This is a genomic window from Streptacidiphilus sp. MAP12-20, assembly GCF_041262525.1.
GTDB lineage: Bacteria > Actinomycetota > Actinomycetes > Streptomycetales > Streptomycetaceae > Streptacidiphilus.
This window is the reverse complement of sequence record NZ_JBGCCK010000002.1, coordinates 356,778-371,929: the sequence shown is the minus strand read 5'-3', so window position 1 is coordinate 371,929 and position 15,152 is coordinate 356,778. Positions and strand designations below refer to the sequence as shown.

Sequence of the window (15,152 nt, the reverse complement as noted above, 5' to 3'; positions counted from 1 at the left end):
GCCGACACCATGGCACCGGACACGCGGAGCCCGCCAGAGGCCGAGTGTGGTTGGCTGGACCCGGGGGACCATCCGCCGTCACATCAGCCAAGGAGCACGTCATGGGTCAGGTCTACGCCGTCACCGAGCGAGTCCTGGACGCCTCGCCCGAGCAGGTCTTCGACACCGTCGCCGACTACGAGAAGGTCCGCCCCACCCTGCTGCCCGCACAGTACAGCGAGTACGAGGTGTGTCAGGGCGGTCGCGGCGCGGGCACGGTCGTGCACTGGAAGCTGCAGGCCACCGAGAAGCGGGTGCGCGACTGCCTGTTCACGGTGACCGAGCCGACCCCGGGCCGACTCGTCGAGACGGACGCCAACTCCTCGATGGTGGTGACCTGGACGGTGACGCCGGCCGGGGAGGGCAAGTCCAAGGTCGTCATCGAGACCACCTGGCAGGGCGCGGGCGGCATCGGCGGCTTCTTCGAGCGCACCTTCGCGCCCAAGGGCCTGAACCGGATCCACGACGAGGTGTTGAACCGCCTGGCCGCGACAGCCGCCTGAGAGCCGCCGTCTGCGAGTCGCCGTCTGAGAGAGCCGCAGTCTGACGTGCACGCGTCCGGGGATCGCCCCTCCGGGTGATTCTGCCGAGGGATTGCCTCCCGGCTTTGTCGACATGGCGTCACATCTCCGCAGGTAAAGCAGGATCGACGCGGCCGGTCCGATGATCGGGCCGGTCCGCGCCGATGAGTGCAGCCTGCAAGGATCCCGGCCATGCCTGTGATGGACACAGCCGTGATGGACGCCGCCGTGATCGACCCGCCGCCGGTGACGGCCGAGCCGCCCAGTCCTGCGCCTGCTCCCACCGGTGCCACTGGTGCCACTGGTGCCACCGGAACGGGCGGGGCCACCGTGCGGATCCGGCTGGTCTTCGCCGGGTTGATGCTGGCCCTGCTGCTCGCCGCGCTCGACCAGACCATCGTGGCCACCGCACTGCCCCGCATCGTCGGCGAGTTGCACGGGCTCAGCCGGATGTCCTGGGTGGTCACCGCCTATCTGCTGGCGTCCACCGTCGGTCTGCCCCTCTACGGCAGGCTCGGCGACCTGGTCGGGCGCAAGCCCGTCTTCCAGTTCGCCATCGTGGTCTTCCTGGTCGGCTCCGCGCTGGCGGGTTTCGCCCACAGCATGGCCGAACTGATCGCCTACCGGGCGATCCAGGGCATCGGCGGCGGCGGACTGATGATCGGCGTGCAGGCCATCATCGCCGACGTGGTCTCTCCGCGTGAGCGCGGCCGCTACATGGGCCTGATCGGGGCGGTCTTCGGACTCTCCTCGGTGGCCGGGCCGCTGCTCGGCGGCTGGTTCACCGACGGACCCGGCTGGCGCTGGTGCTTCTGGGTCAACCTGCCGGTCGGCGTCCTCGCGCTGCTGGTGGTCACTCTCGTGCTGCCGAAGCCCGTCCGCGCCGGCAACGGCGAGCGGGCGCGACTGGACTGGCTCGGCGCGCTGCTGCTCGCGGCCGTCGGCACCTGCCTGGTGCTGGCGACCAGCTGGGGCGGCAGCCAGTACGCCTGGCGCTCGCCCGTGATCCTCGGTCTGATCGGCGGCGCGGTCCTCTCCCTGGCGCTCTTCGCGCCCGTAGAGCTCTGGGTCGCGCGGCGTGGCATCGCGCCCGTCGTCCCGCTGCGGCTCTTCCGGGACGGCGTGTTCACGGTCGCCGGACTGATCGGCGTGGTCGTCGGCGTCGCGCTGTTCGGCGCGGCCAGCTATCTGCCCAGCTTCCTCCAGATGGTCGACGGTGCCAGCGCGACCGGCTCGGGCCTGAAGATGCTGCCGATGATGGCGGGCATCGTGCTGGCCTCCATCGGCACCGGTCAGCTGATCAGCCGGACCGGCCGCTACAAGCTCTACCCGATCGTGGGGGGTGCCCTGGCGACGGTCGGCATGGCGCTGCTGGGGCGGCTGGACGCGCACAGCTCCTACCTGGAGCAGAGTCTCGCCATGGGTGTGCTGGGCCTCGGCGTCGGCCTGGTGCTGCCGGTGCTGGTACTGGCCGTGCAGAACTCCGTCGCCCCGGGCGACATCGGCGCGGCGACCTCGGCCAACAACTACCTGCGGCAGATCGGCGGTTCGGTCGGCGCGGCGGTCTTCGGCACGCTTTTCGCCTCCCGCCTCGCGCACCAGCTCGCGCTGCACGGCCTGCCGCGCGACGACTCGATCACCCCGGCCCTCGTCCGCGCGCTGCCCCCGGCGCAGCGTGCCGGGTACGTGGACGCGTTCGCGACGGCGATGCCGCGCGTCTTCCTCTATCTGGCGCCGGTGCTGGCGCTGGGCTTCCTGCTGGGCTTCGTGCTGAAGGAGAAACCGTTGGTCAGCCATCACGGACCGGAGGACTTCACGGAGTCGCCAATCCCTCAGCAGCCGCTACACCAGCCGCCGCATCCGTCGCAGGCGCAGCAGCAGCCGGGCCTGAACGGGACGCCGGTGACCGGGGCCGTGCTGCAGGCGGATCGCGCGGGTGTCCCGCGCGCGGTGCTGACGCTGGTGGACCTCGAGGGCAGGCAGATCGCCCGTACCGGCAGCGGCGGGGACGGCCGCTGGGCGCTGGCCGCGCCGCGCAGCGGGAACTACGTGCTGATCGCGGCGGCGCCCGGCCATCAGCCGCAAGCGGTCACGGTGACAGTGGGCGGTCGTCCGGTGGAGCTGGACGTCGTGCTCGGCGGCACGGGTCGGCTGGCCGGAGCGATCCGCAGCGCGGAGGGCGCGCCCGTCGCGGGTGCCTCGGTGACGCTGACCGACGTGCACGGTGAGGTCGTCGCCGCGGCGCACGCCGACGCGGACGGCGCCTATGCGTTCCGCGATCTGGTCTCCGGCGTCTACACGCTGACCGTCAGCGCGCGGGCCTACCGGCCGACGGCGCTCGCGGTGGACGTCGCGCCGAGCGGCGAGACCCGCCAGGACATCACCCTCGCGGGCAGCGGAACACTGCGGGGCACGGTCAGGACCTCCCTCGGCCGCGCGGTCGCGGAGGCCAGGGTCACCCTGCTGGACGCCTCCGGCGCGGTGGTCGCGGCGGCGACGACGGGGGAGGACGGGGCGTTCCGCTTCACCGACCTGGAGCCGGGCGAGTACACGGTCATCGCGGCGGGCTACCCACCCGTGGCAACGGCGCTCCGCCTGGAGGATGGGCATACGGAACGCGACCTGCACCTCTCCCACCGCCTGGACGACTAGCGTCTGGCAAACGGGTCAGTTGCAACCCCCAGGGGCGCGAGGAACTGCGCGACAAGCCACCCGGCGAGGTAGAACACCGAACGCGCAGGGCCATCCGCTCGTCAGTGGTTTCCCGCGCAGTTCCTCGCGCCCCAGGGATCCCCATTTGCCGATCCCTGTCGGTCCAACGCTCCAGCGAAGTACTTGGTGACGCCCGCTCACCCAAGCAGGTAGAAGAATCCACCGCCCGGGTGAGCGCGTGCGTCGCGCCCCCCGCCCACCGGCATAGGTTGCGCGACGTGCCCAGTTGTGAACCCCTGACCATCCTTCACGTCTCGCAGCCCGTCGACGGCGGCGTCGCCCAGGTCGTGGCCGACCTGGCGCGGGGTCAGGTCGCGGACGGGCACGCCGTGGTGGTCGCGTGTCCGTGTCCTGAGGGTGGACGGCTGTCGCGTGACGCCGGCGTCGCGGGCGCGCGGATCGCGCCGTGGGGCGCGGAGCGCGCGCCTGGCGCGGGGCTGCCGCACGAGATCGCTGAGCTGCGGCGGATCGTCGCCGAGACCCGGCCGGACCTGGTGCACCTGCACAGCTCGAAGGCGGGCCTCGTCGGTCGGCTCGCGATCCGCGGGCGGATCGCGACGGTTTTCCAGCCGCATGCCTGGTCCTTCGAGGCCGTCGGCGGCCCGTCCGCCCGGATGATCGAGCGGTGGGAGCGGTGGGCCACCCGCTGGAGCGACCGGCTGGTCTGCGTCAGCGCGGAGGAACGGGCGCGCGGGCAGGCCGCAGGCCTCGGCGGGCGCTGGGCGCTGGTCCCGAACGGCATCGACCTCGACCGTTACGACCCGGCCCGGCTACCGCCCCGGCCGCGGGCAAGGAAGGCCCTCGGGTTGTCGCAGCACGCACCGCTCGCGGTCTGCGTCGGGCGGCTCTGTCGGCAGAAGGGGCAGGACCTGCTGCTCCGGGCCTGGGGCGAGGTGCTGGCCGAGCTGCCGCACGCGCGTCTCGCGCTGGTCGGCGACGGGCCCGAGCGGGGTGCGCTGGAGGAGCAGGCGGCGACGCTGCAGGCGCCGGAGAGCGTGGTCTTCGCCGGGCGGGTGGACGACCCGCGCGCCTGGTACGCGGCGGCCGACCTGATGGTGCTGCCCTCCCGCTGGGAGGGAATGGCGCTGGCGCCGCTGGAGGCGATGGCCTGCTCGCGGCCGGTGGTGCTGACAGATGTGGCAGGGGCCCGTGAATGTCTGGGTGATCAGCAATTCCCGGTCCCGGTCGGGGACACCCGGACGCTCGCGACATCCCTCATTCGGCTGCTCGCCGACCAGGAGCTCTGCTCCGAGCTCGGGCGCCGCTCCCGTGCGCGCACGACGGAACGTCACGACCTGCGTGCCACAAGGATGTTGATGGCCCAGACGTATGACGCGGTGCTCCAGTCGCGGCGGATCCCGGCGCCCGCCGCGCCGAGCGCAACAAATGATCATCGTGTTGGAAAGTCTGACTAATGGTCATCGGTGTGACACCGCCCGACACTGTCAAAATCCCAGCAGAAATTCTGTAATGTCCTATTTGCCTGCTTCATTCCTTTCCCCGTGAGACGGCATCGGTGCCGACCGCGGCGGCAGGTGCTACCTCCATCAGGGGAGTACGTGCGCGGATGACCACCATCGACAACGAGGAACTGCCCACGGGCGTGCGGGCCGTCGGCCTCGCACCCGCCCGGCGGCACGGCTCCGGCCTGTCCTCCGCTGCGAACTCCCCGGCCGTCCACGGCGGCACGGGCATCCCCGCCACCCTGCTCGGCGTCGACGCGGTGGCCGCGCTCGGCGCGCTCGCGATCGTGCTGCCCGGCGGTCTCGCCGTCGCCGTGCGGGCGGCCTGCGGGCTGCTGCCGGTCCTGGTGCTGATGTACTCCTCCGGCGGGCAGTACCGGCTGCGGCTGGCGCCCTCGGTGCTGGACGAACTGCCGGGCCTGGCCGGGCGGGCGACCATCGCGATCTCCTTCGCGCTCACCCTGGAGCGCTGCCTCCAGACCTTCCTGCTGCCCTTCGCGCTGCCCACCTCGATCCCCGCCGACATCAAGATCCTGATCGCGCTGCTCGTCTGTCACCTCACCCTCGACGGGATCGGCCGTGCGCTGGTCTACTCCGCCGTGCGCGCGCACCGCCGGCGGGCACCGCGTCCGACCCTGATCGCCGGGGCGGGCCACGTCGGGCAACGGATCGCCGCCGCGCTGCTGGAGCACCCCGAGTACGGGCTGCGGCCGGTCGGCTTCATCGACCCCGACCCCATCTTCCTGCCCGCCGACTTCCCCGTTCCTGTGCTCGGCGGACCGGACGTGCTGGTCCGTGAGCTGCCCCGGCGCGGGATCAGGGACGTCATCCTGACCAGCGGCGGCGTGGACGACGAGCGCTCCGCGCAGATGCTGCGCACCAGCACCGACTTCGGCTGCGACGTCTGGTTCGTGCCGGGCTTCCCCGACTACGGCGCCTTCGAGCACAACGGGCGGCGCACGGCCGTCGGCGACCACCTCTGGGGCTTTCCCTGCCTGCGGCTCGGCAGCAGCCCGATGCACCGTCCGAGCTGGGCGGTGAAGCGCGCGGGTGACGCCTGCTTCGCCGGAGTCGGGCTGCTGCTGCTCTCGCCGGTGCTGTTGTGCTGCGCGATCGCGGTGCGGCTCGAGGGCGGGCCCGGGGTGATCTTCCGTCAGGAGCGGGTCGGCCTGGACGGGCAGAACTTCACGGTGCTCAAGTTCCGCACCCTGCGTCCGGCCGACGAGCACGAGTCGGCCACCCGCTGGAACATCGCGCACGACAACCGGCTCGGGCCGGTCGGGCGCTTCCTGCGCCGTACCTCGCTGGACGAGCTGCCGCAGCTGTGGAACGTACTGCGCGGCGAGATGAGCCTGGTCGGCCCGCGCCCGGAGCGGCCGTACTTCGTCATGCGCTTCGCGCAGGCGTACCCGCGCTACCGCGAGCGTCACCGCGTGCCGGTCGGGCTGACCGGCTTCGCCCAGGTCAACGGGTTGCGTGGCGACACGTCCATCGAGGACCGGACGCGGTTCGACAACTACTACATCGACAGCTGGAGCCTGTGGCAGGACGTCAAGATCCTGCTCCGCACGGTGCTCGCGGTGCTGCGGACGGACGGGAGTTGACGGGGTGTCCCCACGACTGGGACAGGGCTGGGCCGGAAAGGGCTGGGCAGGGCACGGCTGGGCGGGACGAGGCTTGCTCGGGCTGGGCCGACTCGGCACGGAGGTGCCGGGGCAGAATCCGGTGGCGCAGGCTCCGTTGAGCCGGCTGTGGGCAGCGCTGCGGCCGGCCCATCTGGCCGCGCTGACCGTGCTGCTGGTCTGCGTGCCGCTGGGCAACAAGGACGTCACCGCGTCCGTGCACGTCACCCCCGCGGACGTGGGCTCGCTCGTGCTGGTCGCGGTCACCCTGCCGCTCGCGCTCTTGCGGCGGACCCGGTCTCCCCGGCCGGGGACGGCGGGGACGGTGTTCGTGAACACAGCCCTCTCGCTGCATATGGCGCTCCTCTTCGCGGGCGTGCTGGTCGCGGTCGGCGTGGCCACCGCGGCCTCGATGGATCCGCACCAGAGCATCTCCGGGTTCGTCAGGTTCGTACAGATCTTCGTCGTCGTGCCGTCGGCCGTGCTCTACGCCGTGCGTGACCGGCGCGACCTGCGGATGGTGCTGGGCGCGTTCGCGTCGGCGGCGCTGCTGGAGGGCGCGGTCGGCGTCGAGCAGTACGTCACCGGGACCGGCGCCTCCTTCGCGGGCGGCTCGCAGCGGGCGGTCGGCACCTTCGGCGCGCAGGACGTGATGGCGATGTCCGTCGTCGTCAGCTTCGGGTTGCTCGCCTCGCTGGGCCTGACGCTCGAGGCGCGCCGCGAGCAGCGGACCGTGGCCATGCGCTGGTGGGCGCTGGCGACTTCGGCCCTGGCCGCGCCGCTGGCCCTCTCGTTCAGCCGTGGCAGCTGGATCGCGACCGCCGTCGCGGGCACGGTCGTGATGCTGCTCACCGACGCCCGGCTGCTGCTGCGCACCGGGGTGGCGCTGGCGGCCGTCGGTGTGGTCGTGCTGGGCGGACTGACGGCGGCCGGGGTGGTCGGCGCGGGCGGTGCGGCGGGCGGGGCGGGCAGCGAGGGGTCCGTGACGGCGCGGCTGACCAGCATCGGCTCGGTCACCGGCGCGGCGGACCACTCCGTGACCGACCGCTACGACCTGTGGACCACCGCGGGGCGGATCTGGCGCGAGCACCCGCTGACGGGGGTCGGGCCCAAGGAGTTCCCCGTCTACCGCGACGCCCACGCCCCGCTGCGGCTCTCGTCCGGCAGCGACACGGGCGGCGCGGGCGCGGGCTTCTCGCGCGAGCCGCTGCTCTCTCCGCACAACATGTACATGCTGGTGCTCAGCGAGCAGGGCCTGCTCGGGCTCACCGCCTTCGCGACGCTGCTGCTCGGCACCGCCCTCGGCGCGTGGCGCACCCCGGCCGTGGTCGGGCTGCTGGTCTGGCAGATGGTGGATTTCCTCTACGCCGACATCGGCGGGACGACGACGGTGCTGATCTCCGTCGTGCTCGGCCTCTGCGCGAGTGCGCTCGCTCGCACCGGCGTGCTGGCGATCCCGTCCCCGCGTGCGGCTCTGACCCGGCGGGAGGCCTCCGCGCTGTGACCGTTGCCACCGAGAACGCATCCCAACCGGGAGAGGGGGCCGCGCCCGGGCCATCACCCGAGCCGTCGCCCGAGTCGTCGCCCGAGCCACAGCCCGCTCCCGCGCCTGAGGCTTCGCAGAAGCGCGGCTTCGTCGCCAAAGCGTTCGGCGTCACCGCGCTGTTCAGCGCGGTGGGTTCGATCCTCGGATTGCTGCGCGATCTGCTGCTCGCACGCTTCTACGGAGCGGGCTCGGCGACGGACGCCTTCCTGGTCTCCTGGACGGTGCCGGAGACGGCGGCCCCGCTGCTGATCGAGGACGGGATGGCCTTCCTCACCGTCCCCGCCTTCAGCGCCGCGCTCGCCGCACGCGGACGGGCGGACGGGGAGGGAGCTGCGGACGGCGACGCAGCAGCGGAGCAGCAGGACCAGGTGCGGGCGCTGGTGGCGGCGACGTTGCCGCCGCTCGCGCTCGCGCTGGCGCTGCTCTCGGCGGTGACCGCGCTGGGTGCACCGCTGCTGGTGCACCTGCTGGCGCCGGGTCTCGCGGACCCGCAGTTGGCCGTCGTCTGCACCCGGCTGACCGCCGTCACCGTGCTGCCCTTCGGCCTCACCGGCTACCTGAGCGCCGGCCTGCGCGCGCACCACCGCTTCACGGTGCCCGGGGCCGTCTACATCGCCTACAACGTCGGAATCCTCGGCGTCATGCTGCTGCTCCACGGCAGCCTGGGCGTGCGCGCGGCGGCGGGCGGGGTGGCGCTGGGCAGTCTGCTGATGACGGCGGTGCTGCTGCCGCCGTTCACGCGCCAGGTCAGCCGTCTGACGGTCAGTCGATTGACGGTACGTCACGGTAGGCGCAGCGCCGACGGAGCACGCGGCGTGAGCACGGGTGCGCCGGTGCTGAGCCCTGTCGCGCTGCTGCCGGTGGTGCTGTTCACACTGACCAGGCAGGCGCAGATCTTCGTCGAGCGCTTCATCGGTTCCACCCTCCCGCCGGGCACCATCTCGCACCTCAACTACGCGGAGAAGGTGGCCCAGAACGTGATGATCATCGGGATCCTGGTCTGCACGGTGACCTTCCCGATGATCGCCAGGGCGCTCGCGGAGGGCGACACCCAGGGCGCGCGCGAGCGCGTGGAGAAGGACCTCGGCGTCGTCGGCGCGGTGGTGCTGGCCGGTTCGGTCGTCCTGTTCGCCTGCGCACCGCAGCTCGTCGCGGTCCTCTTCGAGCGCGGCGCCTTCAACGCCGCCGACACCGCGGCGACGGCCTCGCTGATGCGCGTCTACTGCCTCGGGCTGCTGGCGCAGGGCCTGGTCGGCGCGCTGATCCGGCCGTTCCTTGCCGCCCGCCCCGCGGTCGGCTTCGGCGAGGACGGGACGGCCAGGCCGCTCGACCGGACCGACTGGTACCCCATCGCCGCGATGGGGCTGGGCCTGCTGGTGACCGTCGCCGTCGCGGCGGGCAGCACGCCGTTCGTCGGGGCGTGCGGGCTGGCGGCCGGAAACGCGGTCGGGATCAGCGTGACGGCGGTACTGCTGCTGCTCGCGCTGCGGACACGCGGCATCCCGGTGCGGGTGCACACGGTGCTGGGTGGCCAGGCCCGGCTGCTGCTCGCCGCGACGTGCGCGGTCGTCCCCACGTGGCTGGCCGCCAACATCCCCGGGATCGACGGCCTCGGGCCTCTGCTGCCGCTCCTCGCGGGCGGGGCCACCGGACTTCTTTCCTTCCTCGCCCTGGCGGGAGCGCTGCGCGCGCCCGGGGTGAGTGACGTGCTGAGCGGACTTCGCGGCCGGCTGGCTTCCCGGCCGACCGTCATCCGTCAGCGCAGCGCAGCGATCGAACATGCGACGGGAGAAGCTGATGGGTGCTGAACCGCTCCAGGGGGAGCGCAGCGCGCCGAGCGAGTTGGTCAGATTGAAGCAGCAGGCCGCTCCGGCAGCCCTGGATGGAGCAGCGGGCCGGGACGAAACAGCGAGTCCGGACGAAGCAGCGGTCCCGGATGAGGCGGCGGCCCAGGAAGGCGCACAAGCTCCGGACCGGGTGTTCACCGGAAGGCCGCCGTGGACGTTGATGTACCACTCGGTCGACACCGTGCCGGAAGATCCCTATCTGGTGACCGTCACCCCCGAGCGCTTCGTCCGGCAGATGGAATGGCTGCGCCGTCGCAGGATGCGCGGGGTCTCCATGAGCGAGCTGCTGCTCGCACAGGAGCGCGGCAGCGCGTCCGGCCTGGTTGGACTGACCTTCGACGACGGCTACGCCGACTTCCCGCGCGAGGTGCTGCCGGTGCTGCTGCGTTACGGCTTCAACGCGACCGCCTACATCGTCGCCGGCCGGATGGGCGGCCACAACGCCTGGGACGTGGACGGGCCGCGCAGGCCGCTGGTGACGATCGCCCAGGTGCGGCAACTGGCCTCGGCAGGAGTGGAGATCGGCTCGCACTCGCTCAGCCACCGCCGGATGGCCGGCCTGTCGGGGGAGGATCTGGCGTTGGAGACCCGGCGCAGCAAGGAGCTCCTGGAAGCCGTGGTCGACGGGCCGGTCACCGGCTTCTGCTTCCCCTACGGCGCGTCCGACGAGGCAGCGGAGCGGGCCGTCGGTGCGGCCGGATACGCCTACGGCGTCGGCATCTGCCACCAGCACACCGCCAGCCGCTGGGCCCTGCCGCGATGTTACGTCGGCGAGCGCGACGGTGGACTGCGACTGCGGGCGAAGCAGATCCGGCACACCCTGCGGGGGTGGACCTGTTGAACCACGCCGTCCTGCCTGAGCTGCCTGAATTGCCCGAGCTGCCCGAGCTGCCCGAGCTGCCCGAGCCCCGGCCGTGTCCGCGCCCGGCCCGGCTCCGCGTGCTGCACGTCGTGACCGGTCTGCGTGCGGGCGGAGCCGAGCAGCAACTGCGGTTGCTGCTGCGGCATCTGCCGCCGGAGGTCCACTGCGAGGTCGTCGCGCTGTGCGAGGCGGGCGCGGTGGCGGAGGGGCTGCGGGCGGACGGGGTCACCGTGCACGAGCTGGGCATGCGCGGCAACCGGGACCTGGCCGCCCTGCCACGGCTGGTGCGGCTGATCCGCGCCGGGCGGTTCGATCTGGTCCACTGCCATCTCTACCGGGCCTGCGTCTACGGGCGGATCGCGGCGCGGCTTGCCGGGGTGCGCGCCGTGGTCGCGACCGAGCACTCACTCCAGCCCGGAGTGTTGGAAGGGCGCCGCACCGGCCTCGGCCTGCGCCGGCTCTACCTGGCCACCGAGCGGCTCGGCCTGGTGACGATCGCCGTCTCCGAGGCGGTCGCCCATCAGCTGCGCGCCTGGGGCGTGCAGGCCGAGCGGATCCGGGTGGTGCCCAACGGGATCGAGCCCGACGCCTACCGGACGGCCGCCGTGTCGTGGCGTGAGCTGGGGCTGTCCGAACTTCCTGAGGACGCTTTCGTCATCGGTGCGGTCGGCAGGCTGGTGCCGGGCAAGCGCTTCGACGTCCTCGTCGACGCGCTGGCGCTGCCGGCGCTGCAAGCTCCGGCGCTGCAACGGGCCGGGGTGACGGGGGGCCCGCCGTACCTGCTGATCGTCGGCGACGGACCGGAGCGCGCCGCGCTCGAAGCGCGGGCGCGCGAGCGGGGTGTGGCGGAGCGGGTGGTCTTCACGGGAGAGCGTGACGACGTGCCCGCGCTGCTCGGCGCGCTGGACGCGCTGGCCGCGCCGTCAGCTGGGGAGACCTTCGGGCTGGCCCTGGTGGAGGGGTTGGCGTCCGGGCTTCCTGTGCTCTGGTCCTCCGGACCCGCGCTGGCCGAACTACCCCCGCAGGAGCTGTCGGCGCTGGCCCGACGTGGCACCTCCCGGACCGAGCCGACGCCGGCGGCCTACGCCACCGCGCTGGCCGCACTGATGGCCAGGTCCGAGACGCTTCCGGCAGGACCCCAGCCGGGATCGCTGTCGGCCCGCTACGACATCGCCCGGCTGGCCCCGCGCGTTGCCGCGATCTACGCCGAACTGACTGCTGCCGGACCGGTTGCCACCGAACTCACTGCCACCGAACTGTCCCACCGTCACCGCGAAGCACACCCGGAGGAGATGACCCGTGCCCGATAGCGAGAAGCAGAGCGCGCCCGCACCCGCAGCACCCGCGTCGGCGGAGCGTCGGTCCGCCGCGCTGCGGTCGGCCCTGCGCAAGTGGTGGCCGCTGCTGGTGGCCGTCCCCGCGGGCGCCGTGGCGGGGGGCGGCTACGCCCTCGTCGCCACGCCGCAGTACCAGGCGGACGCCTACGTGATGGTCGTCGCCGACCAGGGCACCGAGAGCGCGACCGCCGTCAGCTTCGCCCAGGCGTACGGGCGCGTTGTGGCCCAGCCGGAGATCCTGGCGCGTGCCGCGGCGGAGACCGGCGTCCCGGCCAGGGAGCTGACCGCGCAGATCCAGGCGCAGACCTCGCCCGACGCGCCGATGATCCAGGTCAGCGGCACCGCCACCAGCGCCAGGCTGGCCGCGAAGGAGGCCAACGCGGTCGCCCGCTCGATGGTCGCCTTCGGCGACGCCACGGCGAAGCAGACGCGCGTCCGGCTGATGGCCTTCGCTCCGGCCGCCCCGCCGGTGACGGCCTCCACGCCCTCTCGCAGCCTCGACGTCGCGGTCGGCGGCGCGGCAGGACTGCTGCTGGGCAGCCTCGCCCTGCTGGCCCGGTCGGGCGGCGGCATCGGCGGTGGCAGCGGCGGCCGTTCGGGCGCGCCGGAGCGCGAGCAGCTCGACGCACGCGAGCCCGCCGAGGGCGGCGCGCCCCTGCCCGAGCAGCAGCGCGAAACGGCGGGGACCGGCGCATGACGACCGTCGTCCGACCCGACGCGGCCGGAACGGCCGACACACCGCCGGTCTTCGAGGCTGTGGTGCTGCGCGACGAGCGCGCCCTCGAGGTGCTCGCGGGCGAGTGGGACGAGCTCCAGGATCGCAGCCCCGGAGCGACGCCTTTCCAGTGCCACGCCTGGCTCTCTTCCTGGTGGCACAGTTACGGACGACCCGGCCGGTTGCGGCTGGTGACGGTCCGTCGGAACGGGAGGCTGATCGCGCTCGCGCCGCTGTACCGCGACGGCGCGGCGCTGCGCCCGCTGGGGGCGGAACTCACCGACTTCCACGACGTGCTGCTCGACGCCGACCATCTCGACGAGGCAGCCGCCGCCCTGGCCGCGGCGCTCGCGGCGGAGCTGCGTGCGCCCTTCGCCCGCCTCGACCTCGGCGAGGTCCGCGCCGACGCGGCCGTGCACCGGCTGGCCCCGCACTGGCCGCGCGCACTGCGGCAGCTGCCTGCGTCGTTCGTCCAGCATCTGCCCGGCGTCCCCATGGAGGAGCTGCTGACGCGGCTGCCGGGCCGCACCGCGCAGCGCACCAAGGTGAAGCTGCGCAAGCTCGCCGCGGCGGGCGTCGAGGTGCGCGTGGTACCGGCGTGGGAGGCACCCGAGGCCGTCGACCGCATGCTCGCGCTGCACGCCCTGCAGTGGCGTGAGCGCGGTGCGACCCCCGAGCACATGCGGGAACGGTTCGCCAAGCATCTGCGCGCGGCGGCGACCGGCATGTGCGGCAGCGGGCGGGCCACCCTGCGCGAGTACCGGCTCGACGGCCGGCTCATCGCCTGCGACCTGATGCTGCAGAGTCCCGCGATGGTGGCGCTCTACGTCTACGGCGTCCACCCCGAGGCGCGTGAGCGGCTCGACATCGCGGGCATGCTCTTCGGCGAGTCCCTCGCCCAGGCGGTCCGCACGGGCTGTACGGAGCTGAGTCTGCTGCGCGGCAACGAGCCCTACAAGCAGCGCTGGCGTCCGGACCCGGCCCGGAACGAACGGCTGCTCTTCGGCTCGGCGGCGGCGGTGGCGACCGTGGCGGTGTCCGCGCGGGCCACCGAGCGGGCCAAGAACTTCGCCCGCGCCCGGCTGCCGTGGCTCAAGTCGCTGCGCTCGCGGCTGCGGGTGCTGGCCCAGCTGGCCCGGGGGAGAGCCGCGTCCCGCCCGGCCGGGGGCACAGGGGCCGGGGACGCCGGGGCTGGGGGCAATGGAGCAGGAAAGACTGCCTAGGCTTCTGCGCATGACGATCGCCCGCTCTGTCCCACTGTTCCTGCTCGCCGCTGTTCTGGAGATCGGCGGGGCCTGGCTGGTGTGGCAGGGCGTGCGCGAACACCGGGGCTGGGTGTGGATCGGCGCCGGGATCATCGCTCTCGGCGCCTACGGCTTCGTCGCCACCCTCCAGCCGGACGCGCACTTCGGCCGGATCCTGGCCGCCTACGGCGGCGTCTTCGTGGCGGGCTCGCTGGTCTGGGGCATGGTCTTCGACGGCTACCGGCCGGACCGCTTCGACGTGATCGGCGCGCTGGTCTGTCTCGTCGGCGTCGGCCTGATCATGTACGCACCGCGCGGGCGGTAGCAGCCCCCGGGCACGAGGTCACGACACGCACACGCGCTGTCACTTTCACGAGGTCGCAGCCCTTACGGTGACGTGCATGCGTTCCGCCACCAAGGCCCTGCTGGCCCTGCTCCTCGTGGGTCTCGCGCTGCTCGGCGCGGCGGCGCGGGCGCACCGGCCGGCGCCGTTCGGGGACACGGTCGCGGCCTCGTCCAACCCCCGGGCGCGGGCCGTGGCCGCAGACGCGCTGCGGACGGTGCCCGGCGGTGAGGTGCAGGCCTACGACCGGCGCAGCGGGCTGGCCGCGTGGAGCTACCGCAGGGAGGGGAGCGTGCCGCTGCGGCTGGTGACGGTGGCCAGGACCACCGTCGCGGTCTGGGACGACGGCATGCTGACCGGAGTGCTGCCGGAGCCGGCCGCCGTGCGCTGGCACCGCTTCGTGCCGGGGGTGTCCGGTCGGACTCCGCTGCTGCTCGTGCCGCTGGGCGCTGGAGAAACGTTCCTGGTGATGACCTCGGACCTGGTGATGACGTACAACACCGTCGACGGCACCATCCGGACCTCCACCCTGCCGTCGCCGGGCTGCTCCTACACGGCCTCCGGCCTCGCGGGCCCGGTCCACGTCGGGGAGTGGGTCGTCGTCCAGCGCAGCTGCGGCGAGGCGGGCACGGCGGGCGCGGCAGGGGGCAGCGAGCTGGAGGGGTTCAGCCCGGACGGTCGCCGCTGGCAGCGCCCGGGGGCCGCCCTGCGGCTGCGCCCAGCGGCGGGCGGAGGAGGGGTCGGGGAGGCGGCGGAACAGGTGGCGGTACTGGCCGTGCCGTGGCGTGAGCCGTACCTGCTGGACCCGGCCTCCGGTCACTACGGCCGGAATGCGTTTGCGCCGCCCGTTAGACTTGCTTGAATCCTGCAGCATGGCCTCCCTTCGGTCGGTCGTGTCGGC

12 protein-coding genes are annotated in these 15,152 nt (G+C 73.1%); all 12 read left to right on the top strand.

The features are described 5' to 3' along the window. Positions 1-101: 101 nt before the first annotated feature. The 12 genes from ABIA32_RS03920 to ABIA32_RS03865 all read left to right on the top strand — a co-directional run bounded on the left by ABIA32_RS03920 (position 102) and on the right by ABIA32_RS03865 (position 15,113). Positions 102-542 carry an SRPBCC family protein gene (locus tag ABIA32_RS03920; protein WP_370092358.1) on the top strand — a complete coding sequence of 147 codons (441 nt, stop codon included), beginning with the start codon at positions 102-104 and terminating at the stop codon, positions 540-542. Between the two features lie 210 nt (positions 543-752). Continuing rightward, positions 753-3,212 (top strand): DHA2 family efflux MFS transporter permease subunit, encoded by a 2,460-nt coding sequence (locus ABIA32_RS03915; protein WP_370092357.1) that lies wholly within the window; start codon positions 753-755, stop codon positions 3,210-3,212. 278 nt (positions 3,213-3,490) lie between these two features. Next, on the top strand, positions 3,491-4,687 hold the full coding sequence (locus ABIA32_RS03910; protein ID WP_370092356.1) for a glycosyltransferase family 4 protein: 1,197 nt from the start codon (positions 3,491-3,493) through the stop codon (positions 4,685-4,687). Positions 4,688-4,839: 152 nt separating this feature from the next. Then, the gene (locus tag ABIA32_RS03905) at positions 4,840-6,339 is read left to right on the top strand and encodes a sugar transferase (RefSeq protein ID WP_370092355.1); all 1,500 of its coding nucleotides are present in this window, start codon (positions 4,840-4,842) and stop codon (positions 6,337-6,339) included. 4 nt (positions 6,340-6,343) lie between these two features. Beyond that, the gene (locus ABIA32_RS03900) at positions 6,344-7,861 is read left to right on the top strand and encodes an O-antigen ligase family protein (protein WP_370092354.1); all 1,518 of its coding nucleotides are present in this window, start codon (positions 6,344-6,346) and stop codon (positions 7,859-7,861) included. Continuing rightward, entirely contained in the window at positions 7,858-9,711 is a 1,854-nt protein-coding gene (gene murJ, locus ABIA32_RS03895) for a murein biosynthesis integral membrane protein MurJ (RefSeq protein ID WP_370092353.1), read from the top strand. Before ABIA32_RS03900 ends, murJ begins: the two co-directional genes overlap by 4 nt. Continuing rightward, positions 9,701-10,591 carry a polysaccharide deacetylase family protein gene (locus ABIA32_RS03890; RefSeq protein WP_370092352.1) on the top strand — a complete coding sequence of 297 codons (891 nt, stop codon included), beginning with the start codon at positions 9,701-9,703 and terminating at the stop codon, positions 10,589-10,591. The genes murJ and ABIA32_RS03890 overlap by 11 nt, the downstream gene beginning before the upstream one ends. Before the next feature lie 56 nt (positions 10,592-10,647). Continuing rightward, complete coding sequence (locus tag ABIA32_RS03885; protein WP_370092457.1) at positions 10,648-11,922, top strand: glycosyltransferase; 1,275 nt, start codon at positions 10,648-10,650, stop codon at positions 11,920-11,922. Continuing rightward, the gene (locus ABIA32_RS03880) at positions 11,912-12,646 is read left to right on the top strand and encodes a Wzz/FepE/Etk N-terminal domain-containing protein (RefSeq protein ID WP_370092351.1); all 735 of its coding nucleotides are present in this window, start codon (positions 11,912-11,914) and stop codon (positions 12,644-12,646) included. Before ABIA32_RS03885 ends, ABIA32_RS03880 begins: the two co-directional genes overlap by 11 nt. Then, a complete protein-coding gene (locus ABIA32_RS03875) occupies positions 12,643-13,887 on the top strand; it encodes a GNAT family N-acetyltransferase (protein ID WP_370092350.1) in 1,245 nt (414 codons plus the stop codon). The genes ABIA32_RS03880 and ABIA32_RS03875 overlap by 4 nt, the downstream gene beginning before the upstream one ends. A gap of 10 nt (positions 13,888-13,897) precedes the next feature. Continuing rightward, positions 13,898-14,233 (top strand): YnfA family protein, encoded by a 336-nt coding sequence (locus ABIA32_RS03870; RefSeq protein WP_370092349.1) that lies wholly within the window; start codon positions 13,898-13,900, stop codon positions 14,231-14,233. Positions 14,234-14,309: 76 nt separating this feature from the next. Then, complete coding sequence (locus tag ABIA32_RS03865; protein ID WP_370092348.1) at positions 14,310-15,113, top strand: hypothetical protein; 804 nt, start codon at positions 14,310-14,312, stop codon at positions 15,111-15,113. The last annotated feature ends 39 nt before the right edge of the window (positions 15,114-15,152 follow it).

Bases quoted from the DNA above. Each gene is read 5' to 3' on its own strand.
- ABIA32_RS03920 (WP_370092358.1), top strand. From the start codon at position 102: ATGGGTCAGGTCTACGCCGTCACCGAGCGAGTCCTGGACGCCTCGCCC.
- ABIA32_RS03915 (WP_370092357.1), top strand. From the start codon at position 753: ATGCCTGTGATGGACACAGCCGTGATGGACGCCGCCGTGATCGACCCG.
- ABIA32_RS03905 (WP_370092355.1), top strand. From the start codon at position 4,840: ATGACCACCATCGACAACGAGGAACTGCCCACGGGCGTGCGGGCCGTC.
- ABIA32_RS03890 (WP_370092352.1), top strand. From the start codon at position 9,701: ATGGGTGCTGAACCGCTCCAGGGGGAGCGCAGCGCGCCGAGCGAGTTG.
- ABIA32_RS03875 (WP_370092350.1), top strand. From the start codon at position 12,643: ATGACGACCGTCGTCCGACCCGACGCGGCCGGAACGGCCGACACACCG.
- ABIA32_RS03870 (WP_370092349.1), top strand. From the start codon at position 13,898: ATGACGATCGCCCGCTCTGTCCCACTGTTCCTGCTCGCCGCTGTTCTG.
- ABIA32_RS03865 (WP_370092348.1), top strand. From the start codon at position 14,310: ATGCGTTCCGCCACCAAGGCCCTGCTGGCCCTGCTCCTCGTGGGTCTC.